General features: G+C 60.3%; 17 protein-coding genes and 1 pseudogene. 14 read left to right on the forward strand and 4 right to left on the reverse strand.

Translation table 11 applies throughout. From position 1 onward, the window contains the following. On the forward strand, positions 1-1583 hold a 1583-nt coding region (typA, locus tag ACIOVB_RS19205), incomplete at its 5' end, for a translational GTPase TypA (RefSeq protein ID WP_401270364.1). Positions 1584-1772: 189 nt separating this feature from the next. Here typA and ACIOVB_RS19210 read toward each other — a convergent pair. Beyond that, positions 1773-2210: a YkgJ family cysteine cluster protein gene (locus ACIOVB_RS19210; RefSeq protein ID WP_064117051.1), complete on the reverse strand. Its 438-nt coding sequence runs from the start codon at positions 2208-2210 to the stop codon at positions 1773-1775. A gap of 261 nt (positions 2211-2471) precedes the next feature. On the opposite strand from ACIOVB_RS19210, the gene ACIOVB_RS19215 reads away from it, so the two are divergent. From ACIOVB_RS19215 to ACIOVB_RS19235, 5 genes are all read left to right on the forward strand, one after another. Next, positions 2472-4922 carry a glycogen/starch/alpha-glucan phosphorylase gene (locus tag ACIOVB_RS19215; RefSeq protein WP_401270367.1) on the forward strand — a complete coding sequence of 817 codons (2451 nt, stop codon included), beginning with the start codon at positions 2472-2474 and terminating at the stop codon, positions 4920-4922. A 166-nt stretch (positions 4923-5088) separates the two neighbouring features. Next, positions 5089-8679, forward strand: coding sequence for a DUF2339 domain-containing protein (locus ACIOVB_RS19220; protein WP_401270370.1), 3591 nt, complete (start codon positions 5089-5091; stop codon positions 8677-8679). After that, on the forward strand, positions 8676-10040 hold the full coding sequence (locus ACIOVB_RS19225; protein WP_401270372.1) for a DUF3999 domain-containing protein: 1365 nt from the start codon (positions 8676-8678) through the stop codon (positions 10038-10040). The genes ACIOVB_RS19220 and ACIOVB_RS19225 overlap by 4 nt, the downstream gene beginning before the upstream one ends. Positions 10041-10371: 331 nt before the next feature. Beyond that, positions 10372-11382 carry a class 1 fructose-bisphosphatase gene (locus ACIOVB_RS19230; protein ID WP_401270374.1) on the forward strand — a complete coding sequence of 337 codons (1011 nt, stop codon included), beginning with the start codon at positions 10372-10374 and terminating at the stop codon, positions 11380-11382. A 3-nt stretch (positions 11383-11385) separates the two neighbouring features. Beyond that, positions 11386-11988, forward strand: a complete 603-nt coding sequence (locus ACIOVB_RS19235; protein WP_401270376.1) for a DUF924 family protein — start codon at positions 11386-11388, stop codon at positions 11986-11988. 107 nt (positions 11989-12095) lie between these two features. Here the strand turns inward: ACIOVB_RS19235 and ACIOVB_RS19240 are convergent, their stop codons facing one another. Continuing rightward, positions 12096-12860 (reverse strand): methyl-accepting chemotaxis protein, encoded by a 765-nt coding sequence (locus ACIOVB_RS19240; protein WP_370872645.1) that lies wholly within the window; start codon positions 12858-12860, stop codon positions 12096-12098. Between the two features lie 93 nt (positions 12861-12953). Beyond that, positions 12954-13988, reverse strand: a pseudogene (locus tag ACIOVB_RS19245) (cache domain-containing protein); the annotation flags it as partial. A 281-nt stretch (positions 13989-14269) separates the two neighbouring features. Here ACIOVB_RS19245 and ACIOVB_RS19250 point away from each other — a divergent pair. Further along, complete coding sequence (locus ACIOVB_RS19250) at positions 14270-14524, forward strand: hypothetical protein (protein WP_007952486.1); 255 nt, start codon at positions 14270-14272, stop codon at positions 14522-14524. A 30-nt stretch (positions 14525-14554) separates the two neighbouring features. Next, complete coding sequence (locus ACIOVB_RS19255) at positions 14555-15124, forward strand: lipocalin family protein (protein WP_093430049.1); 570 nt, start codon at positions 14555-14557, stop codon at positions 15122-15124. 122 nt (positions 15125-15246) lie between these two features. Here the strand turns inward: ACIOVB_RS19255 and ACIOVB_RS19260 are convergent, their stop codons facing one another. Further along, positions 15247-16611 carry a formimidoylglutamate deiminase gene (locus ACIOVB_RS19260; protein WP_401270380.1) on the reverse strand — a complete coding sequence of 455 codons (1365 nt, stop codon included), beginning with the start codon at positions 16609-16611 and terminating at the stop codon, positions 15247-15249. Positions 16612-16756: 145 nt separating this feature from the next. On the opposite strand from ACIOVB_RS19260, the gene hutC reads away from it, so the two are divergent. The 6 genes from hutC to ACIOVB_RS19290 all read left to right on the forward strand — a co-directional run. Beyond that, a complete protein-coding gene (gene hutC / locus ACIOVB_RS19265; RefSeq protein ID WP_162130175.1) occupies positions 16757-17467 on the forward strand; it encodes a histidine utilization repressor in 711 nt (236 codons plus the stop codon). A gap of 9 nt (positions 17468-17476) precedes the next feature. After that, positions 17477-18046: a HutD family protein gene (locus tag ACIOVB_RS19270; protein WP_401270383.1), complete on the forward strand. Its 570-nt coding sequence runs from the start codon at positions 17477-17479 to the stop codon at positions 18044-18046. Positions 18047-18463: 417 nt separating this feature from the next. Further along, on the forward strand, positions 18464-20149 hold the full coding sequence (gene hutU, locus ACIOVB_RS19275; protein WP_401270426.1) for a urocanate hydratase: 1686 nt from the start codon (positions 18464-18466) through the stop codon (positions 20147-20149). A gap of 132 nt (positions 20150-20281) precedes the next feature. Next, a complete protein-coding gene (locus ACIOVB_RS19280; protein WP_401270385.1) occupies positions 20282-21754 on the forward strand; it encodes a purine-cytosine permease family protein in 1473 nt (490 codons plus the stop codon). A gap of 69 nt (positions 21755-21823) precedes the next feature. Beyond that, entirely contained in the window at positions 21824-22792 is a 969-nt protein-coding gene (locus ACIOVB_RS19285; protein WP_401270388.1) for an ABC transporter substrate-binding protein, read from the forward strand. A gap of 70 nt (positions 22793-22862) precedes the next feature. Continuing rightward, a partial coding sequence (locus ACIOVB_RS19290) for an ABC transporter permease (protein ID WP_401270391.1) occupies positions 22863-23603 on the forward strand: 741 nt, incomplete at its 3' end.

Consider the following 23603-nt stretch of genomic DNA (forward strand, 5'->3'; position numbering starts at 1 on the left):
ACTTCGGCGGCGAAGTTGAACGCGTAATGTCGAGGGGTGACTCCGTTCTGCTGCTGGTTGACGCTCAAGACGGCCCTATGCCGCAAACCCGTTTCGTGACCAAGAAGGCTTTCGAAGCCGGCCTGCGTCCGATCGTGGTCATCAACAAGGTTGACCGTCCAGGCGCGCGTCCGGACTGGGTTCTGGATCAGATCTTCGACCTGTTCGACAACCTCGGTGCTACCGAAGAACAACTGGACTTCCAGGTTGTTTACGCCTCGGCCCTGAACGGCATTGCCGGTCTGGATCACACCGCCATGGCTGAAGACATGACCCCGCTGTACCAAGCGGTAGTCGATCACGTTCCAGCGCCAAAAGTTGACCGTGAAGGTCCGTTCCAGATGCAAATCTCGGCACTGGACTACAACAGCTTCCTGGGTGTTATCGGCGTTGGCCGTATCGCTCGTGGTAGCGTCAAGCCGAACACCCCGGTTGTTGCTATCGGTGCCGACGGCAAGAAGCGTAACGGTCGTATCCTGAAGCTGATGGGTCACCACGGTCTGCACCGTATCGACGTTGAAGAAGCTTTCGCAGGCGATATCGTTTGCGTCAGCGGTATGGACTCGCTGTTCATCTCCGACACCCTGTGCCACCCGGACACTGTCGAGGCGATGAAGCCTCTGACCGTTGACGAGCCAACCGTTTCGATGACCTTCCAGGTAAACGACTCGCCATTCTGCGGTAAAGAAGGCAAGTTCGTGACGTCCCGTAACATCAAGGACCGTCTGGACAAAGAGCTGCTGTACAACGTTGCTCTGAAAGTTGAAGAAGGCGACACCGCTGACAAGTTCAAGGTTTCCGGCCGTGGTGAGTTGCACCTCTCGGTACTGATCGAAACCATGCGTCGCGAAGGCTTCGAGCTGGCCCTGGGCCGTCCGGAAGTGATCATTCGTGAAGTGAACGGCGTCAAGCAAGAACCGTTCGAAAACGTGACCATCGACATCCCTGAAGATTCGCAGGGCAAGGTCATGGAAGAGATGGGTCTGCGTAAAGGCGACCTGACCAACATGGTTCCGGATGGTAAGGGCCGTGTTCGTCTGGAATACAACATCCCTGCTCGCGGTCTGATCGGTTTCCGTAACCAGTTCCTGACCCTGACCAACGGTGCTGGCATCCTGACCTCGATCTTCGATCGCTACGACACCGTCAAGTCGGGCCACATGTCCGGCCGTCAGAACGGCGTTCTGGTATCGGTTGAAACCGGTAAGGCTCTGACCTACTCGCTGGAAACCCTGCAGGCGCGTGGCAAGCTGTTCGTTGAACACGGTCAGGAGGTCTACACCGGTCAAATCGTCGGCCAGAACAGCCGCGACAACGACCTGGGTATCAACCCAACCAAAGGCAAGAAGCTCGACAACATGCGTGCTTCGGGTAAAGACGAAACCATCGCTCTGGTTCCACCAGTGAAGTTCACTCTGGAACAGGCTCTGGAATACATCCAGGAAGACGAGCTGTGCGAAGTTACTCCTAAGTCCATCCGTCTTCGCAAGAAGATCCTGGACGAAAGCGAGCGTACCCGCGCTGCCAAGAAAGCCAAGATCTAAGTAATTAGTTCAGGCTGAATGAAAACGCCCTCGGTCGAGAGACCGGGGGCGTTTTTGTTTGTCTGGGGTTTGACGATCTCGTTCCTACGCTCTGCGTGGGAATGCCTCAACGGACGCTCCGCGTTCGGCCTTTTGGGACGCAGAGCGTCCCGGGCTGCGTTCCCACGCGAAGCGTGGGAACGATCAGCATCAGAACTTCTCGATCGCCCGGAAATTCTGCACCCGCTCGACTTCCTTCGGCTTGTAAGCGCAGTATCCCGGGCGCGGGCCGATTTTCGGGTGGTTGCGGCAGGTGTCGGGGCGCTTGTCATAAATGGTGCACAGGCGGCTCTTACGATCCAGGTAGTAGCAATCGTTGTTGCTCATGCGCTGGAGGGTGAAGATGCCCGACTTCTGATTGAAGCGCTCGACCAGCCCTTCCTTTTGCAGGCGTTTGGCGATGTTCTTCGGCGGATCGCCCAGCTCGAATTCATCGACCACGCCGATGCGCACCAGATCCTTGATCTTCACCTCGACCGGCAGCGTGCAGCAGCTGGAGATACAAGAGCCGCACATCGGGGCCGAATATTTGGCCCACGTATCGAGACGATCGATCTCGGCGGCGGCAATCAGGTTGGGCTTCATCATCGGGAGTTACCAGGCGTGTGTGCATCAGGGCGCGCGATCATACCGGGACTGGTGGATTTTTGAACAACCTTTCGCCAGATTTTTTCTGCGTGCGGCCAATCGGCTGGACAAATCGGCACGGCCCCTGCATTCATTGGGGCAGATGCCAAGCGTTTGCCGGGCTATCTCACAGTCCCGGGAAAAACTGCCGAACCAGAGCCGTTACCGTCGGTCAGACCGTCTAGGCTCAGACAATTCCACCGCTCGCCCGAGGTCGTATCGATGACTCAAGAACCACTAGTTCGCGAAGCAGAGGTGGCCGCATTTCGCGACGCCGTCCTGACCAAACTCACCTACGCGGTGGGCAAAGACCCTGATCACGCCTTCGACCATGACTGGTTCGAAGCCATTGCCCTGGCCGCGCGAGATCACATGGTCGAGCACTGGATGGACCACACCCGGCAGATCTACCGCAAAGGTCAGAAGCGGGTGTATTACCTCTCGCTGGAATTTCTCATCGGCCGGCTGCTCTACGACAGCCTGAGCAACCTCGGCCTGCTCGACGTCGCGCGTGAAGCCCTGACCGAGCTCGGTGTCGATCTGGAGCGCATCCGTCTGCTGGAGCCTGACGCGGCGCTCGGCAACGGCGGCCTCGGACGACTGGCGGCATGCTTCATGGAAAGCATGTCGACCCTCGGCATCGCCGGCCACGGTTACGGCATTCGTTACGAGCACGGCTTGTTCCGGCAGGCCATCGTCGATGGCTGGCAACAGGAGCAGACCGAACACTGGCTGGATTTCGGCAACCCGTGGGAGTTCGAACGGCCGGAAGTTGTTTATTCCATCGGCTTCGGTGGCAGCGTTGAAACCGTCACCGATGCCAGCGGCAAAACCAAACAAGTCTGGTCTCCCGCCGAAACCGTCCGCGCGATTGCTTACGACACGCCGGTAGTCGGCTGGCGCGGGGCGAGCGTCAACACCTTGCGCCTGTGGCGTGCGCGGGCCATGGAAGATTTGCACCTTGAGCGCTTCAACGCCGGTGACCACCTCGGGGCCGTTGCCGAAGTGGCCCGCGCCGAAAGTATCTCGCGTGTGCTTTACCCGGCGGACAGCACCGAGGCCGGGCAAGAGTTGCGCCTGCGCCAGGAATACTTCTTTGTCGCCGCGTCGTTGCAGGATTTGCTGCGTCGCCACCGCAACATGCACACCTCGGTGTTGACCTTGGGCGATCATGCCGCGATCCAGCTCAACGACACCCACCCCTCGATTGCCGTCGCCGAATTGATGCGCCAACTGGTCGACGTCTACGACGTGGCCTGGGATGCGGCGTGGCAAGTCACCGTCGACACGCTGTCGTATACCAATCACACGCTGCTGCCGGAAGCGCTGGAAACCTGGCCGGTAGGTTTGATGGAGCGCATGCTGCCACGGCACATGCAGATCATTTACTTGATCAACGCCCAGCACATCGACTCGCTGCGGGCCAAGGGCATCCACGATTTCGACGTGCTGCGCGCGGTGTCACTGATTGAGGAAGACAACGGTCGCCGGGTGCGCATGGGTAACCTCGCATTCCTTGGTTCGCACAGCGTCAACGGCGTGTCCGGATTGCACACGCAACTGATGCGCAGCACGGTGTTCTCCGAGTTGCACAAGCTGTATCCGGAGCGGATCAACAACAAAACCAACGGCATCACTTTCCGCCGCTGGTTGTATCAGGCCAACGCCGAGCTGACCTCTATGCTGGTCGACGCCCTCGGCCCGGACTTGCTCGACAACCCTGAAGAGCGCCTGCTCGATCTCGAACCGTTTGCCGAGAAACCCGCGTTCCGAAAAGCCTTCGCCGAGCAACGCCTGCACAGCAAGAAGGCCTTGGCCTATCTGATTTACGAGCGGCTGGGGATCGCAGTCAACCCGGCGGCGATGTTCGACGTCCAGGTCAAACGGATCCACGAATACAAACGCCAGTTGCTCAATTTGCTGCACACCGTGGCGCTGTATCAGGCGATTCGCGCCGAGCCGGAAGTCGACTGGGTGCCGCGCGTGAAGATCTTCGCCGGTAAAGCGGCGGCCAGTTATCACCAGGCCAAACTGATCATCAAGCTGACCAACGACATCGCCCGGGTGGTGAACAACGACCCGACCGTGCGTGGCTTGCTGAAAGTGGTGTTCCTGCCCAACTACAACGTCAGCCTGGCGGAGAGCATTATTCCGGCGGCAGACTTGTCCGAGCAGATTTCCACCGCCGGTTTCGAGGCCTCGGGCACCAGTAACATGAAGTTCGGCCTCAACGGTGCGCTGACCATCGGCACCCTCGACGGCGCCAACGTGGAAATGTGCGAGCGCATCGGTGCCGAGCACATGTTTATCTTCGGCCTCAGTGCCCAGCAGGTTGAAGCGCGCAAACAGAACCACGAGTTCAGCGCGGCGCCGGACATCGCTGCGTCCCATCGCCTCAACGATGTGTTGCAGGCAATCCGCAGTGGCGTGTTCTCGCCGGATGACACTTCGCGCTACACCGGGTTGATCGATTCGCTGGTGGACTACGACCGCTTCCTGGTCTGCGCCGACTTCGACTCTTACTGGGAAGCACAGAAGCGCGTCGAAGAGCATTGGCACGACAGCAACAACTGGTGGCGTTCGGCGGTGCTCAACACTTCGCGAATGGGCTGGTTCTCCTCTGACCGGACGATTCGCGAGTACGCCACGGATATCTGGAAAGCGCTGGAGTAACTTTCCGCTCGGCTCGATATACTGGCGCCCCGGAAAAGATCGCAGCCTTCGCCAGCTCCTACACAGGTCATGTGAACCCCTGTAGGCGCTGCCGAAGGCTGCGATCTTTTTCGATCAGGCTGCGCTAATCTTCCCGGATTGGCCTTCGCGCTTAGGGATATCGACCATGCAATGGATGTTCATGTTGATCGGGCTGGTGCTCGGCTGGCTGCTCGACGAGTCGTTCAGCTCGGCGCTGTTGGGCGCGCTGCTGGGGCTGGTGATCGGGCAAGCGCTGCGCATCGCGCGGCTTGGCTCGCAGGCGGCGCATCAGCAGCATCAACTTGAGCAGACGAAGGTTGCCTTGCAGGGCATTGAACAGCGCCTGTTTCTGCTCGAAGGCGCACCGGTTCGTGCTGCGCCGCCACCGAGTGTGGCACCGGTCAGCGAGCCATTGGCCGAACCTGTCAAAGTCGTCGAAGAGGCCCCGGCCCCCGAGCTGGTCTGGGAACTGCCGGCCGCTCTGGAACCACTGTCCGCCGTCGCTCGCGAAACCAGCCAACCGTTGCCGGACGATGTCTGGCGTCTGGACGCCGTCACGCCCGAACCTGAACCACAACAACCCGCCGAACCCCGTGGCCCGAACCTCATTGAGCGCGGGATCAGCGCTGCGCGCAACTGGCTGTTCGGTGGGAATACCGTGCTGCGGGTCGGTGTAGTGCTGTTGTTCTTCGGTCTGGCATTCCTGCTGCGCTACGCCACTGAAGGCATGGTCGTACCGATCGAATTGCGTTACGCCGGGGTCGCGGCTGCGGCGCTGGGCTTGCTGGCGTTGGGCTGGTGGCTGCGGCACCGCAACAACAGCTATGCGTTGATGCTGCAAGGTACTGGCATCGCGGTGTTGTACCTGACGGTGTTTGCAGCGATGCGTCTGCATCCGTTGCTGGATCCGTCCGCCGCACTGGGCTTGCTGGTGGCGGTGACGGTGTTCTCGGCGATCCTGGCGATTACCCAGGACTCTCTGGCGCTGGCGTGTGTCGCCGCGCTGGGTGGGTTTGCCGCACCAATCCTGACGTCCACCGGCGCCGGCAACCATGTCGCGCTGTTCAGTTATTTCGCTTTGCTTAACGCCGGCATTCTCACCATCGCCTGGTTCAAGGCCTGGCGGCTGCTCAACCTGATCGGCTTCGTCGGCACCTTCGGTATCGGCTTCGCCTGGGGGCTGCGTTCGTACGCGCCGGAGCTTCTGTGGAGCACCGAGCCGTTCCTGATTCTGTTCTTCCTGATGTATCTCGCCATCGGCCTGCTGTTTGCCCGGCGGAAACTGCTGGATATGCCCGATGCCCCGGCGGATGGCGATCGTGAAGCGCTGCTGAAATGGTCGGCGCGCAAGGGCGATTATGTCGACGGCACGATGCTGTTTGGCCCGCCGATTATCGGCTTCGGTTTGCAGTTCGCGTTGGTCCAGCATCTGGAATTTGCCGCCGCGTTCAGCGCCCTCGCGCTGGGCATGATCTACATGGGCCTGGCCAAAGTGTTGATGGGCGGGCGCGCCGTGTTGCTGGGCGAAACCTGTCTGGCGCTAGGGGTGATTTTCGCCAGTCTGGCGATTCCGCTGGGTCTCGATGCGCGCTGGACTTCGGCAGCCTGGGCCGTCGAAGGTGCGGGGATTTTCTGGCTCGGTTTGCGTCAGCATCGACCGTTTGCCCGGGCCTTTGCCTTGCTCCTGCAATTGGGTTCGGCGCTGGCTTTCATCAGTCAATTGAATGTCGGCGAAAGCAGCCTGCTCGACGGTGCTCCGCTGGGCGCGCTGATGCTCGGCATGGCGTTGCTGTTCAGTTTCTACCAACTGCGTCAGGCCTCGCCGGAACAAGTGTCGCCGTGGGGGCGTCAGGCCTTGCCGGTTTTGGCGTGTCTGGGCCTGACCTTCCTTTATCTGCTGGCGCCGTTGTTCTTCTTCGTCCAAGGCACCGCGATCAGTTGGGCGCTGGCGGGTCTGGCGACGTTGTTTGTCGGCCTGCGCCTGCAATCGCGGACCTTCCTGTTTACCGCGTTTGCCGTGCAACTGCTGGGTGGCGCGTTGTTCCTGCTGCGGCTGCAAGGTGCGGGCGAGGATTCGGCGGCGGTGTTCAGCGCCGGTTGGAGCGGTTTGCTTAGCGCATCCTTGATCGGTCTGGCATTGATCGCCGGCATGCTGCTGGCCGCTCGCGACGAGATGGTGCGCGGCGATGTGCGCCTGTTGCGCGGCTTGTCGGTGGTGCTGCTCGCCGGTCTGGTGCTGATCAATCTGGCGGTGTTGTTTGTCCTGCCTTGGCAGACCGCGAGCGCGGTGTGGGCGGCCAGTGGTTTGCTGATCATCTGGTTGAGCCTGTACCTCAAGCAGCGCGTGAGTTTTGTCTTCGGTCTGCTGTTGCAGGTGATCGGCGGTGCGGCGTTCTTGCTGGCTGGCCCCGAGTTGCTTGGGCCGCTGTCTGGTGAGGGTTTGAAACCGTTGGCTCATGGCGGATTCTGGACGCCGCTGGTGCTGGGTCTGGCCGCCATGATCGGTGCGTGGCGCCTGCAACTGGGCAATCACGCCTCGGCGTTCGATGCGCTGAGTTTGCAGCGCTTATCCGAGGTGTTGCTGGTGTGGGGCGCCGGTTGGTGGGTGCTGGCGTGGGTCAGTGAGGTGCTGCGTTTTGCCCCGGTGAATCTGCAAGGCACTCTGCTGTTACTGGTTGCGGCGCTGAGCGTGGCGTTGTGGACGCTGCTGTCGCTGCGCTTGAAATGGCCGGCGCTGGGCTTGCTCTGCACGCTGCTGATTCCGGTGACCGGGCTGGTGCTGCTTGCGGCTTGGCACTCGCGTTATCACCCGGCGGCAGACTTCGGCTGGCTGGCGTGGACGTTGGTGTTCGCAGTGCATTTCTTCAGTCTGCGGCGTTTGGCGCCGATGCTGCCGGCGCGGGCCTTGAGCACTGCGTATGTGCTTGGCTGCTGGCTGCTGATCGGCGTGTTGGCGCTGGAATTGCGCTACGGCTTGCTGCTGTTGTCCGAGCAATACAACGCCTGGCGTTGGCTGGGCTGGGCGATTTTGCCGAGCCTGTATCTGTTGCTGGCAGCCGTACCGCGCAACTGGCCTTGGCCGGTCGCGGCGTTTGCCCGCGAGTACCGCTTGTACGCCGCCGCGCCGCTGGCGGTGTTGATGCTCGGCTGGTTCTGGCTGGCCAACGGCGTCAGCGATGGCAATGCCGAACCGCTGCCGTATGTGCCGCTGCTCAACCCGTTGGAACTGGGCCTGTTGTTCGCATTGTTCGGGGTTTACGTGTGGTCGCGCAGTGCGGTGTCGCAGCTGTCGATCCGCCAGGACTACGCCGATTACGCCACACAACTGGTCGCCGGGGTGTCGCTGTTCGCCTTCTGCACCGCGTTGGTGACCCGCGCCGCGCACCACTGGGCGGGGATTCCCTTTGAGCTTGATCAACTGCTCGCTTCCATGCTGGTGCAGGCCGGGTTGTCCATCGTCTGGACGTTGATGGCGCTGGGGCTGATGATTGGCGGGCATCTGCGCCATCGTCGCGAGGTCTGGCTGATCGGCGCGGCGCTGATTGCGCTGGTGGTGGCCAAACTGATTTTTGTCGAATTGAGCAACCGTGGCGGCCTCGCCCGGATCGTCTCGTTTATCGGCGTTGGCGTGTTGTTGCTGGTGGTCGGCTACTTCGCGCCGCTGCCACCCAAACGTGCTGAAGCTGAGCCGGCGGCGGACAAACCGGCCCCGGACACCGAAGGAGTTTCATCTTGAGTCGCATGCGTAATCTGGGGTGGTTGGCGTTGGGCGTGGTGATGGCTGCCGTCGCCCAGGAAAAACCGGCGGACTTCGCCACGCAGGTGCCGCTGACGGTCACGGGCGATGGCCCGTGGTATCGCCTCGAACTGCCGCTGAGCGTGCAATTGCAGGCGCGCCAGACGGATCTCGGCGATCTGCGCGTCTTCAACGCTGCCGGCGAAGCCCAGGCCTATGCCTTGGCTCGCGAATCGGCGCAAACCCGCGACGACGGCCAGTTGCACGACGTGAAGTGGTTCCCGCTGTACAACGCCGCCGACGCCACTGAGCGCGAGCCGAATGTGCGCGTGCAATCGACCACCACTGGCACGCTGGTGGAAGTGCAACCGTCCAGCCAATTGGAGGCCGGTGAAGAAGTGCTGCGCGGCTGGCTGCTCGATGCCAGCGCGATCAAGGCGCCGTTGCAGCAACTGATCCTCGACTGGACCAGCGAGCGCGACGGCTTTCAGCGTTTCAGCATCGAGGCCAGCGACGATTTGCAGCGCTGGCAGCCGTGGGGCGAAGGGCAGGTCGCGCGCCTGACCTTCTCCGATGAGCGCATCGAACAGCACGAAGTGACGTTGCCAGGGCATTCGGCGCGTTATTTGCGCTTGCTGTGGGATTCGCCGAGTTCGGCGCCGATCCTCACCTCGGCACAACTGAAAAGCAGCGATCCGCGCAACCTGCCGCTGCCGTTGGTCTGGTCGCAGGCATTGGCCGGCAGCAGCACCAAGGCCGGGGAATACACCTGGCAGTTGCCGATGGGGCTGAATGTCGAGCGGGTTCAGGTTGAGTTGAAACAACCGAACAGTCTGGCGCCGGTGGCGTTGGCCGGTCGGCGTGAGAGCAGCCTGCCTTGGCAGACGCTGAGCAGTGGCTTGCTCTATCGCCTGACGCAGAATGGTCAGGACGTGGTGCAGAACGAATTGCAACTGTACGGGCAGACCGTGCAGCAGTTGAAGCTGACGGTGGATGAGCGCGGTGGTGGTTTGGGCGAGCAGGCGCCGAGTTTGAAATATGCGGTGCGGGCGACGCAGGTGATTTTCCTTGCGCGTGGGGCAGGGCCTTACAGTCTGGCGCTGGGCAGTCCAAGTGTGAAAACCGCTAACTTGCCGTTGTCGACGCTGATCCCGGATTTCAAACCGGAGAAACTGGCGACGTTGGGTAAGGCGACGGTTCAGGGGGAAGCAATAATCACGCATACCTCAACCGCCACTACGGCGGCCGTGGCCGAAACCAATTGGAAGAAGATCGGTTTGTGGGCGGTGTTGCTGGTGAGTGTGGTGTTTCTTGGGGCGATGGCGTTCAGTCTGCTGCGTAAGCCTCCCGCTAATTCCTGAAAAAGGCGGGTGCTGCGCACCCGATCGCGAGCAGGCTCACTCCTACAGGAATCGCATACCATCTGAAGAAATGCGCTCCCTGTAGGAGTGAGCCTGCTCGCGATCGCGGTCTACCAGCCAGCAAAAATCTTCGAACTGTTGCCGTCAGCCAAGCACCACCCGTCTCGAACCGGTCTACGCTAAACCCCGTACCTGAACTCTCCCGACCCAATCACGTCTGATGCAAGCAATTGCGCCCCAACGCACGTTACCGGGCGTCTTCGCTCGCTACGTTTTCAGACTCCCTGTAAACTGCGCGGGTTTTTAGCCCCCCATTCCACCGGAGCCGTCCATGTCCCGCGTTACCTTGAGTCGCTATTTGATTGAGCAGACCCGCAGCAACAACACTCCTGCCGATCTGCGCTTCCTGATCGAAGTGGTGGCGCGTGCCTGCAAGGAGATCAGCCACGCCGTGTCCAAAGGCGCCCTGGGTGGTGTTCTGGGCAGCATGGGCACTGAAAACGTACAAGGCGAAGTGCAGAAGAAGCTCGACGTGATCTCCAACGAGATCCTGCTCGAAGCCACCGAATGGGGCGGTCACCTGGCCGGCATGGCGTCCGAAGAAATGGACAATGCCTACCAGATCCCGGGCAAATACCCGAAAGGCGCGTACCTGCTGGTATTCGACCCACTGGACGGTTCGTCGAACATCGACATCAACGCCCCGGTCGGCACTATCTTCTCCGTGCTGCGTTGCCCGAACGAATACCTGAGCCAGAACGAAGCGCTGAATGAAAAAGCCTTCCTCCAGCCAGGCACCGAGCAGGTCGCTGCCGGTTACGCCATTTACGGCCCACAGACCATGCTGGTACTGACCCTGGGCGACGGCGTCAAAGGCTTCACCCTGGACCGCGAAATGGGCAGCTTCGTGCTGACCCACGAAGACATCACCATTCCTGAGTCCACCCAGGAATTCGCCATCAACATGTCCAACCAGCGTCACTGGGAAGCCCCGGTGCAGCGCTACGTTGACGAGCTGCTGGCTGGCGAAGAAGGTCCGCTGAAAAAGAACTACAACATGCGTTGGGTCGCGGCGATGGTTGCCGACGTTCACCGCATCCTGACCCGTGGTGGCCTGTTCATGTACCCACGCGACAGCCGCGAGCCGTCGAAGCCGGGCAAACTGCGTCTGATGTACGAAGCCAACCCGATGTCGTTCCTGGTGGAACAAGCGGGCGGCGCGTCCACCGACGGGCACCAGCGCATTCTCGACATTCAGCCTGAAGGCCTGCACCAGCGTGTTGCGGTGTTCCTCGGCTCGAAAGAAGAAGTCGCACGCGCCACGGCCTACCACAAGGCTTAAGCCTTGAACGCGCCCTGGCAGCCGTTGCTCGATTGGTGGTTCGGTCACGCCGAATCACCGGACGAGGTTTCGGCTGACAAGGGCAAGTTGTGGTTCGGCAAGCGAGACAGCCAAGACCTCGAAGCGCGAACGCGTTTCGGGGTCTTTGTCGATCAGGCCCTGGCCGGCGAATTGACCGAGTGGACGCAATGTCCCGAAGGTTGGCTGGCGGTGGTGCTATTGCTCGATCAATTGCCGCGAATGATCTTTCGCGACTCTCCCAAAGCTTTCTCCGGTGATCTGCGTGCGCAGAAGCTCGTCGCGCAAGGCATTGCTGCGGATTTTGACCGGCAGTTGAAGCCGATTCAGCGGGTATTCATTTACCTCGTCTTCGAACACTGCGAAAACCTTGCGGTGCAGAACGAAGCGGTTTCGCGGTTTATCGATCTGGTCGCTGAGCAGCCGCAAGCGCAGCGCGCGGTGTTTGCCGACAATCTGGATTATGCCGAGCGGCATCAGAAAGTGATTGCGCGGTTTGGAAGGTTTCCGCATCGCAATGCGGTGTTGGGGCGCGAGTCTACGGCTGAGGAGTTGGAGTTTCTGTCTGGGCCGGGGTCACGGTTCTAAATCTTCATCGCGGCTGAATCCCTCTTCGCGAGCAAGCCCGCTCCCACAGTTGAAATGCATTCCAATGTGGGAGCGGGCTTGCCCGCGAAGAGGCCTGTGGCAGCGCCTTAAATCCTGAAACTACCCACCAACTGCTTCAACCGCGCCGCCTGCTGTTCAAGGTCCGAGCACGCCCGCAACGTCGCCTGCAAGTTCTCCACGCCTTCCTGATTCAGCGTGTTTATCTCGTTGATATCAACGTTGATCGACTCGACCACAGCGGTCTGTTCTTCAGTCGCAGTGGCTACCGACTGGTTCATCCCGTCGATCTCGCCGATGCGCTGGGTCACGCTGCCAAGGCGTTCGCCGGCCTGGTTGGCGATGCCGACGCTGCTTTCGCTCTCGCGCTGGCTCTCGGTCATGATGCTGACCGCCTGGCGTGCGCCGACTTGCAGTTCTTCGATCATCTTCTGCACTTGCTGCGCCGAATCCTGCGTGCGGTGCGCCAGATTTCGCACTTCGTCAGCGACCACGGCGAAACCACGGCCAGCCTCACCGGCACGGGCCGCTTCAATCGCGGCGTTCAGCGCGAGCAGGTTGGTTTGCTGGGAGATGCTGGTGATCACTTCCAGAATCTGGCCGATGTTCACCGTGTTGCTGTTCAGGGTTTCGATGTTGCCGCAGGAATCGCTGATCTTCGCCGAGAGCTGCTGCATCGCGTGGATGGTTTTATCCACAACCTGCTGACCGTCGACCGCGAGGCTGCGCGCATCACTGGAGTGCTGCGAGGCGAGTGCGGCGTTCTGGGCGATTTCCTGGGCGGCGGCGCCGAGTTGGTTGATCGCCGCCGCGACGCTGTTGGTGCGGCTCGATTGCTGATCGGAGTTGTACATCGACGAGTTCGACGCGGCGACCACGCGCAGGGCGACTTCGTTGACCTGGCCGGTGGCCGAGGCCACTTCGCGGATCGAGGTGTGGATGCGTTCGACGAAGCGGTTGAACGATGTGCCCAGCGCGCCGAACTCATCGTTACCGTGGATCACCAGACGCTTGGTCAGGTCGCCTTCACCTTCGGCGATGTCATGCATGGCTCGGCCCATGGTCAGCAGCGGTTGCATCAGCACGCGGATCAGCATGCCGAGCAGGGCGATGATGATCACCACGGCAATGACCATGGCGATCAGCGCCGAGGTACGGAATTCGCTGAGCATCGAAAACGCGGTGTCTTTATCCAGCACCAGCGCCACGTACCAGTCGGCCGATGGCACGCCGTTGACGTGGGTGAAGGAGATCAACTGAGTCTTGCCGTCGAACTCGACTTCCTTCAGGCCCGGGCTGACTTTTGGCGCACCGTTTGGATAGGCCTCGGCGAGGGTCTTGAGTACCAGTTTGCTGTCCGGGTGGATCAGGATTTTGCCGTCGGCACTGACGATGAACGCATGGCCGTGGCCGCCGAAGTTCAGCGAGTTGATGATCGCGCTGACGCTGGTCAGGTCGATGTCGGCACCGGCGACGCCGAGCATCTGGCCCTGACGCTGTACCGGGGTGGCGACGGTGATCACCAGTTTGCCCGAGGAGGCGGCGATGTACGGTTCGGTGACGATGGTCTGCTGGGCGCTGTTGGCCGCTTTGTACCAGCCGCGGGCACGCGGGTCGTAATCCGGCGCACGGTTGCCGGCAGGCACGGAGAACATCACACCGTCCGCACCGCCAAAGTAGCTGAGCTGGAAATTGCCGGTGTAGGCGGGCAGGTCGATGATGCGTTTCAGGCTGGCAGGCGCATTACCGTCGACGACAACCTGTTGGGACAGCGATTGCAGCAATTGAATGCGGCTTTCCAGCCAGGTCTGGATGTTGCTGGTGGTCAGGCTGCCCAGCTCCTGCATCGTGGATTCGGTGCTGCTGCTCAGGGCTTCGCGTTGTCGATAGTCATTGAAAAAGATGAAACAGGCGAACGCAACGGCCACCACGAGAGCGGCAGCCAACAGGATTTTGTGGCTGAATTTCATATTTCTGGTCATCGAATGAACTACCGCGAAGGTGCTGGTCAAGAAAGGGCGGCAATTTGCCACACTCGGGGGCTTTGCGCTGCTCTTATTTCGACCGCCGCGCGCCAAAGATTAGGCTGCTTTGGTGAAATACGACGAAATGCTCAATAGCCCTACAAAGTGTCTGATTTAAAGGCAAAAGCCAGACGGGCGGGCTAATAAATAGCCGTCCGCCCACGGAACCAGATGAGGGTTTTCTCTTCTAAGCTTCTGGTTGGCACCATGCCATCCCCCCTCGTTCCAGGAGTTACACCATGTCGCTGCGATCTATCGCCCTTCTGTCGTTTTGCGTGCTGTTGGCCGCATGCAGCAAGGTCAATCAGGAAAACTACTCGAAGCTTTCGGCTGGCATGGCCAAGGCTGAAGTCGAGACACTGCTCGGCAAGCCCACTGACTGCTCGGGTGCGCTCGGCATGTCCAGTTGCACTTGGGGCGACAAGAACAGCTTTATCAGCGTGCAATACGCCGGTGACAAAGTGCTGATGTTTTCCGGCCAAGGCCTGAAGTAAACCGGGGCTTCGCGCCCACGGAGAAGAAAAATGAAGCGGTTATTGCTAATCCTTTTTGCCGGCCTGGTACTGGCCGGCTGCGCCACTTCCGGCGTAGATCCGTTGGCGCCGAAAACCGTCAACAGCGTCAATCTCAAGCGTTACCAGGGCACCTGGTATGAGCTGGCGCGCTTGCCGATGTACTTCCAGCGCAATTGCGCGCAATCCGAAGCACATTACACCCTCAAGCCTGACGGTAATGTCGCGGTGCTCAATCGCTGCCTGACTCCGGACTGGCAATGGGAAGAAGCCAAAGGCACGGCTTATCCACAGGTGCCGGGCAAGACCGACAAGCTGTGGGTCGAGTTCGATACCTGGTTCTCACGCCTGATTCCGGGTGTGGCGAAGGGCGAATACTGGGTGTTGTACGTCAGCGATGACTACAAGACCGCCATCGTCGGCGACCCGAGTCGCAAGTACATGTGGTTGCTTTCGCGCACGCCGACCGTTAACGGTGTGGTTCGCGAAGAGCTGCTGAGCAAGGCGCGTCAGCAGGGTTATGACACCACGCGATTGATCTGGCGGGCCTCGGATCGGCAGATGGCCAAGACTTCGAATTAAGCATCGCCACAAAATCGAAATGTGGGAGCGAGCCTGCTCGCGAAGAGGGCGTGTCAGTTAACGAAAATGTTGACTGATACACCGCTTTCGCGAGCAGGCTCGCTCCCACATTTGGTTTTGGGTCAGCCCAGAAGTTCGCGCAGGACTTGGGTGAAAGCGCGATTGCTTTCTTCTTCTGCCGCGTGGCGTCCATCGCGCACCACCCACTGGCCATTGACCAACACATCACGCACCTGACGATCGCCGCCGGCAAACAGCCAGCGATTCAAAATCCCATCGCCAGTGGCTGTCGCCAGATACGGATCGTTGCCATCGAGCACAATCCAGTCCGCACGTTTGCCAACCTCCAGCGCACCAATCGGTTGCCCCAGTGCCTGAGCACCGCCATCCAGTGCGGCGTCGTACAGCGTGCGCCCGACCATCGGCTGATCCGCGCCATACAAACGGTTACGTCGCTGATCACGCAGACGCTGGCCGTATTCCAGCCAACGCAACTCTTCCACCACGCTGAGCGACACATGGCTGTCGGAACCGATACCCATGCGCCCGCCCTGAGCGAGGAAATCCACCGCCGGGAAAATCCCGTCGCCGAGGTTCGCCTCGGTGGTCAGGCACAGGCCGGCGATGGCGCGACTCTTCGCCATCAGCGTGACTTCTTCCGGGTTGGCGTGGGTGGCGTGAACCAGGCACCAGCGCTGATCGACCTCAGTGTTTTCGTACAGCCATTGCAGCGGACGACGACCGCTCCAGCTCAGACAGTCATCGACTTCTTTCTGCTGTTCGGCGATGTGAATGTGCACCGGGCACTGCTTGTCGCTGGCCGCCAGCACTTCGCTGATCTGCTGCGGGGTGACCGCGCGCAACGAGTGGAAGCACAGGCCCAGGGATTGCGCCTTCTGTTGCGCCAGCAGCGGCTGTAAGCGTGACTGCAGATTCAGGTAGTTTTCGGTGCTGTTGATGAAGCGGCGCTGGCCGTCATTCGGGATCTGCCCACCGAAACCTGCGTGGCTGTAGAGCACCGGCAGCAGGGTCAGAGCGATGCCGCTTTCGCTGGCGGCCTGACTGATGCGTAACGCCAACTCGGCCGGATCGGCGTAAGGCTGGCCGTTGCTGTCATGATGCACGTAGTGAAATTCGGCCACCGAGGTGTAACCGGCCTTGAGCATTTCGATGTACAGCTGTCGGGCGATGACGCCGAGTTGATCGGGGCTGATTTTTCCGACGAGCCGATACATCAAGTCGCGCCACGTCCAGAAACTGTCGTTGGGATTACCGGCCACTTCGGCCAAACCGGCCATTGCTCGCTGGAACGCGTGGGAGTGCAGATTGGGCATCCCCGGCAGCAGCGGACCGCTTAACCGTTCGGCGCCATCTGCGGTGGAATCGGCCTGGATTTGGGTCAACACGCCATCGGCGCTGACCTCAAGACGTACATTGTTGGCCCATCCGTTAGGCAGCAGCGCGCGTTCGGCAAAGAAAGCGGACATGGTTCAGCACCCCATCGTGTGTTATTTGTATATACATATACAGACGTTTGCCTGCCCGGTAAACTCCGGCAAGCTAGCAACCTCTACCGACGAACAAGGATCCACCGTGCCGACTCCGCCTCCAGTTTCCCCGTTGGCCGCGAACATGGGCGACAGTCCGGCGCCCTTGTACGCCCGCGTCAAACAGATGATCACCCAGCAGATCGACAGCGGTAACTGGCCGCCGCACTACCGCGTACCGTCGGAAAGCGAACTGGTCAATCAGCTCGGTTTTAGCCGCATGACCATCAACCGCGCGCTGCGCGAGATGACCGCCGACGGCCTGTTGGTGCGCATGCAAGGTGTCGGGACTTTTGTCGCCGAACCGAAGAGCCAGTCCGCGCTGTTCGAAGTACACAACATCGCCGACGAGATCGCCTCGCGCGGTCATCGCCACACCTGCCAGGTCATCACTCTCGAAGAAGAGGCCGCCGGCTCCGAACGTGCGTTGGCACTGGACATGCGCGAAGGGCAGAAGGTCTTTCACTCGCTGATCGTGCATTACGAAAACGACATTCCGGTGCAAATCGAAGACCGTTTCGTCAATGCGCTGGTCGCCCCGGAATACCTCAAGCAGGACTTCACCCTGCAAACGCCTTACGCCTATCTCAATCAAGTCGCGCCACTGACCGAGGGCGAGCACGTAGTCGAAGCGATCCTCGCCGAGTCATCCGAGTGCAAGTTGCTGCAAATCGAAAAAGGCGAGCCATGCCTGCTGATTCGCCGTCGCACATGGTCGGGCCGTCAGCCGGTGACCGCCGCGCGATTGATTCACCCGGGTTCCCGTCATCGTCTGGAAGGCCGGTTCCATAAATAGAGAGCATAAATGAATGGTTTGAAGGTTTTACGCGCCGAAGGCTACCCGCGCATGCCGTGGAAAAACGGCGGCGGCAGCACTGAAGAAATCGCCCGTGACTCGGGGGCTGGCCTCGATGGGTTTGGCTGGCGTCTGTCGATTGCCGATATCGCCGAGTCCGGCGGCTTTTCGACCTTCGCCGGTTACCAGCGGGTGATCACTGTGCTGCAAGGTGACGGTATGACTTTGTGCGTCGACGGTGACGACACTCGGCCACTGTTACACCTCGACCCGTTCGCCTTCAGCGGCGAAAGCCAGGTTTCCTGCACGCTGCTCGGCGGCGCAATTCGCGACTTCAATCTGATCTACGCGCCGCAGCGCTACAGCGCGCGCTTGCAGTGGCTGGACGGCGAACAGCGGTTTTTCAGTTCGGCGGGCACGGTGTTGGTGTTCAGTGTCAGTGAGTTGCTGCAGGTGCGGGTCGGTGACAGCGTTGCGCAACTTGGCCGACACGATTGCCTGCAACTGGACGGTAACACCGGGCTGGTTGAAGTCGCCGTCGATGCGGCCTGCTGCGTAATCGAACTGACTGCACGCTGATCTAAATCTGGTAACACATCCTGTGGTGAGGGGATAAATCCCCTCACCACAAAAGCGTTCATACCTCCTGTTTCTTTCTCCGCACCAATTTGTTACCGAACGCCCCAGCGTGGCGCAAAACCACGCTCTCGTAACAACTCCCCAACTTCCAAAACCACCCCCGCGAAAAATTTCACCCACGCCAGAACCCTTGATTCAGGCGCCCTCCAGGCGTATCCGCAATTTTTCTTGAGCACTCCTCCAGCAAGTTGGCCGCTTGATTGCATATGCTTGTATGTACAAGTAAAGACGTATGCGTATAAGTCCGCAGCGTCCACTGATTCGCTTGTCGCGCATTGAAGCGCACAGGCTGCTTGCCCACTGCCAGGGTTGGTTTGAATTGATCGCTGAGGAGTCTTTTTCGTGACTGACAACAAGATGACCACTGCTACTACCTTTACGAAGCACCGTGACGTCGAAATCCGTGCATCGCGCGGCACCAAGCTGACCGCCAAGAGCTGGCTGACTGAAGCGCCGCTGCGCATGTTGATGAACAACCTCGACCCGGAAGTCGCCGAGAACCCGAAAGAGCTGGTGGTCTACGGCGGTATCGGTCGCGCCGCTCGGAACTGGGAGTGCTACGACAAGATCGTCGAGAGCCTGACCAACCTGAACGACGACGAGACCCTGCTGGTGCAATCCGGCAAGCCGGTCGGCGTGTTCAAGACTCACAGCAACGCCCCGCGTGTACTGATCGCCAACTCCAACCTGGTTCCACACTGGGCGAGTTGGGAGCATTTCAACGAACTCGACGCCAAAGGCCTGGCCATGTACGGCCAGATGACCGCCGGCAGCTGGATCTACATCGGCAGCCAGGGCATCGTTCAGGGCACCTACGAAACCTTCGTTGAAGCTGGTCGTCAGCACTACAACGACAACCTCACCGGCAAGTGGGTCCTGACTGCAGGTCTGGGCGGCATGGGCGGTGCTCAGCCTCTGGCCGCAACCCTGGCCGGCGCGTGCTCGCTGAACATCGAATGCCAGCAGGTCAGCATCGATTTCCGCCTGAAAAGCCGTTACGTCGACGAGCAAGCCACCGATCTCGACGACGCGCTGGCGCGCATCGCCAAGTACACCAAAGAAGGCAAAGCGATCTCCATCGCGCTGCTGGGTAACGCGGCTGAAATTCTGCCGGAACTGGTCAAGCGCGGCGTGCGCCCGGACATGGTCACCGACCAGACCAGCGCCCATGACCCACTCAACGGTTACCTGCCGGCCGGCTGGACCTGGGACGAATACCGCGCCCGCGCCAAGACCGAACCGGCCGCTGTGATCAAAGCCGCCAAGCAATCGATGGCCGTGCACGTCAAAGCGATGCTGGAATTCCAGAAGCAAGGCATCCCGACTTTCGACTACGGCAACAACATCCGTCAGATGGCCCAGGAAGAAGGCGTCGAGAACGCATTCGACTTTCCGGGTTTCGTACCGGCTTACATCCGTCCGCTGTTCTGCCGTGGCATCGGCCCGTTCCGTTGGGCGGCGCTGTCGGGTGATCCGCAAGACATCTACAAAACCGACGCCAAGGTCAAAGAGCTGATCCCGGACGACGCCCACCTGCACAACTGGCTGGACATGGCCCGCGAACGCATCAGCTTCCAGGGTCTGCCGGCACGTATCTGCTGGGTTGGCCTGGGCCTGCGCGCCAAGCTCGGTCTGGCGTTCAACGAAATGGTGCGTAGCGGTGAGTTGTCGGCGCCAATCGTGATCGGTCGCGACCACCTCGACTCCGGCTCGGTGGCCAGCCCGAACCGTGAAACCGAATCGATGCAGGACGGTTCCGACGCCGTGTCCGACTGGCCACTGCTCAACGCTCTGCTCAACACCGCGAGCGGCGCGACCTGGGTTTCCCTGCACCACGGCGGCGGCGTCGGCATGGGCTTCTCCCAGCACTCGGGCATGGTGATCGTCTGCGACGGTACTGACGAAGCGGCCGAGCGTATTGCGCGCGTGCTGCACAACGACCCGGCCACCGGCGTCATGCGTCACGCCGATGCCGGTTACCAGATCGCCATCGACTGCGCCAAGGAACAGGGCCTGAACCTGCCGATGATTACCGGTAAATAAACGCAAAAACCCTGTAGAAGCTGCCGAAGGCTGCGATCTTTTGATCTTCAAAAAGATCGCAGCCTCGTTTCACTCGACAGCTCCTACAGGGGTACGAACCAATCCAGAATAACAATCCACAGAGGTTGAACCATGGCTGTCAGTCCCGATCGTGCAGGCAACAAACCGTTGATCGAAAGGCGTTCGATCGACTACATCCCGGAAGCGGAAAGACACGGTCGTCTGTTCAGCCAATTCACCCTGTGGATGGGTGCCAACCTGCAAATCACGGCGATTGTCACCGGGGCATTGGCGGTGGTGCTGGGCGGTGATGTGTTCTGGTCGTTGATCGGTCTGTTGATCGGTCAGCTGCTGGGCGGCGGCGTCATGGCGCTGCATGCGGCGCAAGGGCCGAAGCTTGGCCTGCCGCAGATGATCTCCAGCCGCGTGCAGTTCGGGGTTTATGGCGCAGCCATCCCGATCGTGCTGGTGTGCTTGATGTACCTGGGCTTCACCGCAACGGGCACGGTGCTTTCCGGCCAGGCGCTGGGCCAGTTGTTTGGCGTCAGCGACAGCATCGGCATTCTGATTTTCGCCAGCGTCATCGTGTTGGTGACGGTGATGGGTTATCGGGTCATCCACTGGATTGGCCGCGTCGCCAGCGTCATTGGCGTGATTGCGTTCGTTTTTCTGTTCTGGCGTCTGATGAGCCAGACCGACGTTGGCGCACTCCTGCAAATCCGCCACTTCAGCTGGAGCAGTTTCCTGCTGGCGGTGTCGCTCGCGGCGTCCTGGCAGATCGCTTTCGGCCCTTATGTGGCTGACTATTCGCGCTACCTGCCGAGCAAAACGTCAGCGGTGAAAACCTTTTTCGCCGCCGGCGCCGGTTCGGTGATTGGCGCCCAAGTGGCGATGATCCTTGGTGTGTTTGCTGCCGCTTCGGCCAACGGCCAGTTCGCCGGCCATGAAGTGGCTTACATCGTCGGTCTGGGCGGAACCGGTGCCACCGCTGCGCTGCTGTACTTCAGCATTGCGTTCGGCAAGGTGACCATCTCGACACTGAACTCCTACGGCAGCTTCATGTGCATCGCCACCATCATCAGCGGTTTCAAAGGTCATCTGCAGGTCTCGCGCATGCAGCGTCTGGTGTTCGTGCTGTTCATCGTCGGGGCGGCGACCCTGATCGCGTTGCTCGGTCAGCACTCGTTCCTCGGTGCGTTCAAGTCTTTCATCCTGTTCCTGCTCGCGTTCTTCACCCCGTGGAGCGCGATCAACCTGGTGGACTACTACTGCATCACTCGCGAGCGCTATGACGTGCCGGCGCTGGCCGATCCGAACGGTCGCTATGGCCGCTGGAACCTACTCGGTATCAGCGTTTATGTCTTCGGGGTACTGGTGCAATTGCCGTTCATCTCCACCAAGTTCTATACCGGTCCGCTGGTGGCCGCTCTCGGTGATGTGGATATCTCCTGGATCATCGGTCTGCTGCTGCCTGCCGCCGTGTATTACGTGTGCGCAAAAAAATGGCACAGCCCAGTGCCCGATCAACTGATTCTGCCGGTCGAGCAGGACAGCGTTGTACAACCTAAAACAAGTGGGGCCGTTCGCGCTGCGGCGCAGGCCTGATTGGACGTGGACAGGGCTGGATGCCTCTTGACTGCCGTAAGCCAATTCATGATTAGGAGCGTCGCAACAATGAAATCGAACAAGACCCTGCTGACTACATTGCTGTCCATGGGCCTGTTGGCCAGCGCTGGCGCCACTCAAGCCGCCGGCTGGTGCGAATCGGGCAAACCGGTGAAATTCGCCGGTCTGAACTGGGAAAGCGGCATGCTGCTGACCGACGTGCTGCAAGTGGTGCTGGAAAAAGGTTATGACTGCAAGACCGACAGCCTGCCGGGCAACTCCATCACCATGGAAAACGCCCTGAGCAGCAACGACATTCAAGTGTTCGCCGAAGAGTGGGTCGGCCGCAGCGAGGTCTGGAACAAGGCCGAGAAGGCCGGCAAAGTCGTCGGCGTTGGCGCCCCTGTAGTGGGCGCTATCGAAGGCTGGTACGTGCCGCGTTACGTGATCGAAGGCGACGCCAAGCGCAAACTTGAACCGAAAGCCCCTGACCTGAAAAACATCGCTGATCTGGCCAAGTACTCTGCTGTGTTCAAGGACGCCGAAGAGCCCTCCAAAGGCCGTTTCTACAACTGCCCGGCAGGCTGGACTTGTGAGCTGGACAACAGCGAAATGCTGAAAAGCTATGGTCTGGAAAGCAGCTACACCAACTTCCGTCCGGGCACCGGCCCGGCGCTGGATGCGGCGGTTCTGTCGAGCTACAAGCGTGGCGAGCCGATCCTGTTCTACTACTGGTCGCCAACCCCGCTGATGGGCCAGGTCGATCTGGTCAAACTGGAAGAAAAACCGGGCGTCGACAAGCGCGTGACGATCAAGGTCGGCCTGTCCAAGACCTTCCACGAGCAAGCCCCGGAGCTGGTGGCCGTGCTGGAGAAGGTCAACCTGCCAATCGACCTGCTCAACCATAACCTCGGCCGCATGGCGAAGGAACGTATCGAGTCGCCAAAACTGGCGAAAATCTTCCTCAAGGAACATCCTGAAGTCTGGCACGCATGGGTGAGCGAAGACGCAGCCAAAAAGATCGACGCGGCCTTGTAGGTCCAGCTTCTCCGGCTGCCGGCCACGGCAGTCGGATGCTTGATCGCAACCCCTTGATTGAGAGTCTCTTATGTTTCCCGAAAGCTTTACCTTTTCCATCGCCGACTGGGTCAACGGTTGGGTCGATTCCCTCGTCACCAACTATGGTGATGTGTTCCGCCAGATCTCGGACACCCTGCTGTGGGCCATCGTCAATCTTGAAGGCCTGCTGCGTGCAGCGCCGTGGTGGTTGATGCTGGCAATCGTCGGTGTCGTCGCCTGGCACGCAACGCGCAAAGTGGTGACCACGGCGGTGATCGTCGGTCTGCTGTTCCTCGTTGGCGCTGTCGGCCTGTGGGACAAACTCATGCAAACCCTGGCGCTGATGATGGTCGCGACGATCATTTCGGTGCTGATCGGCATACCGTTGGGGATTCTCTCGGCGCGCAGCAATCGCCTGCGTTCGGTGCTGATGCCGCTGCTCGACATCATGCAGACCATGCCGAGTTTCGTGTACCTGATCCCGGTGCTGATGCTGTTCGGTCTGGGCAAGGTGCCGGCGATTTTCGCCACCGTGATCTACGCCGCGCCGCCACTGATTCGCCTGACCGATCTGGGCATCCGCCAGGTCGACGGCGAAGTCATGGAAGCGATCAATGCGTTCGGCGCGAACCGCTGGCAGCAACTGTTCGGCGTGCAACTGCCGCTGGCCCTGCCGAGCATCATGGCCGGGATCAACCAGACCACCATGATGGCCCTGTCGATGGTGGTGATCGCCTCGATGATCGGCGCCAGTGGATTGTGTTTTTTTTTTTTGGTGTGGATTATGATT

This window comes from Pseudomonas sp. NPDC087639, from assembly GCF_044743385.1.
Taxonomy (GTDB): Bacteria; Pseudomonadota; Gammaproteobacteria; order Pseudomonadales; family Pseudomonadaceae; genus Aquipseudomonas.

What these genes read in the sequence shown, in the direction of transcription:
- ACIOVB_RS19210 (WP_064117051.1), bottom strand. Translation starts at nt 2,210, where the DNA reads ATGATGAAGCCCAACCTGATTGCCGCCGCCGAGATCGATCGTCTCGAT.
- ACIOVB_RS19215 (WP_401270367.1), top strand. Translation starts at nt 2,472, where the DNA reads ATGACTCAAGAACCACTAGTTCGCGAAGCAGAGGTGGCCGCATTTCGC.
- ACIOVB_RS19220 (WP_401270370.1), top strand. Translation starts at nt 5,089, where the DNA reads ATGCAATGGATGTTCATGTTGATCGGGCTGGTGCTCGGCTGGCTGCTC.
- ACIOVB_RS19230 (WP_401270374.1), top strand. Translation starts at nt 10,372, where the DNA reads ATGTCCCGCGTTACCTTGAGTCGCTATTTGATTGAGCAGACCCGCAGC.
- ACIOVB_RS19240 (WP_370872645.1), bottom strand. Translation starts at nt 12,860, where the DNA reads ATGTACAACTCCGATCAGCAATCGAGCCGCACCAACAGCGTCGCGGCG.
- ACIOVB_RS19250 (WP_007952486.1), top strand. Translation starts at nt 14,270, where the DNA reads ATGTCGCTGCGATCTATCGCCCTTCTGTCGTTTTGCGTGCTGTTGGCC.
- ACIOVB_RS19255 (WP_093430049.1), top strand. Translation starts at nt 14,555, where the DNA reads ATGAAGCGGTTATTGCTAATCCTTTTTGCCGGCCTGGTACTGGCCGGC.
- ACIOVB_RS19260 (WP_401270380.1), bottom strand. Translation starts at nt 16,611, where the DNA reads ATGTCCGCTTTCTTTGCCGAACGCGCGCTGCTGCCTAACGGATGGGCC.
- hutC (WP_162130175.1), top strand. Translation starts at nt 16,757, where the DNA reads ATGGGCGACAGTCCGGCGCCCTTGTACGCCCGCGTCAAACAGATGATC.
- ACIOVB_RS19270 (WP_401270383.1), top strand. Translation starts at nt 17,477, where the DNA reads ATGAATGGTTTGAAGGTTTTACGCGCCGAAGGCTACCCGCGCATGCCG.
- hutU (WP_401270426.1), top strand. Translation starts at nt 18,464, where the DNA reads ATGACCACTGCTACTACCTTTACGAAGCACCGTGACGTCGAAATCCGT.
- ACIOVB_RS19280 (WP_401270385.1), top strand. Translation starts at nt 20,282, where the DNA reads ATGGCTGTCAGTCCCGATCGTGCAGGCAACAAACCGTTGATCGAAAGG.
- ACIOVB_RS19285 (WP_401270388.1), top strand. Translation starts at nt 21,824, where the DNA reads ATGAAATCGAACAAGACCCTGCTGACTACATTGCTGTCCATGGGCCTG.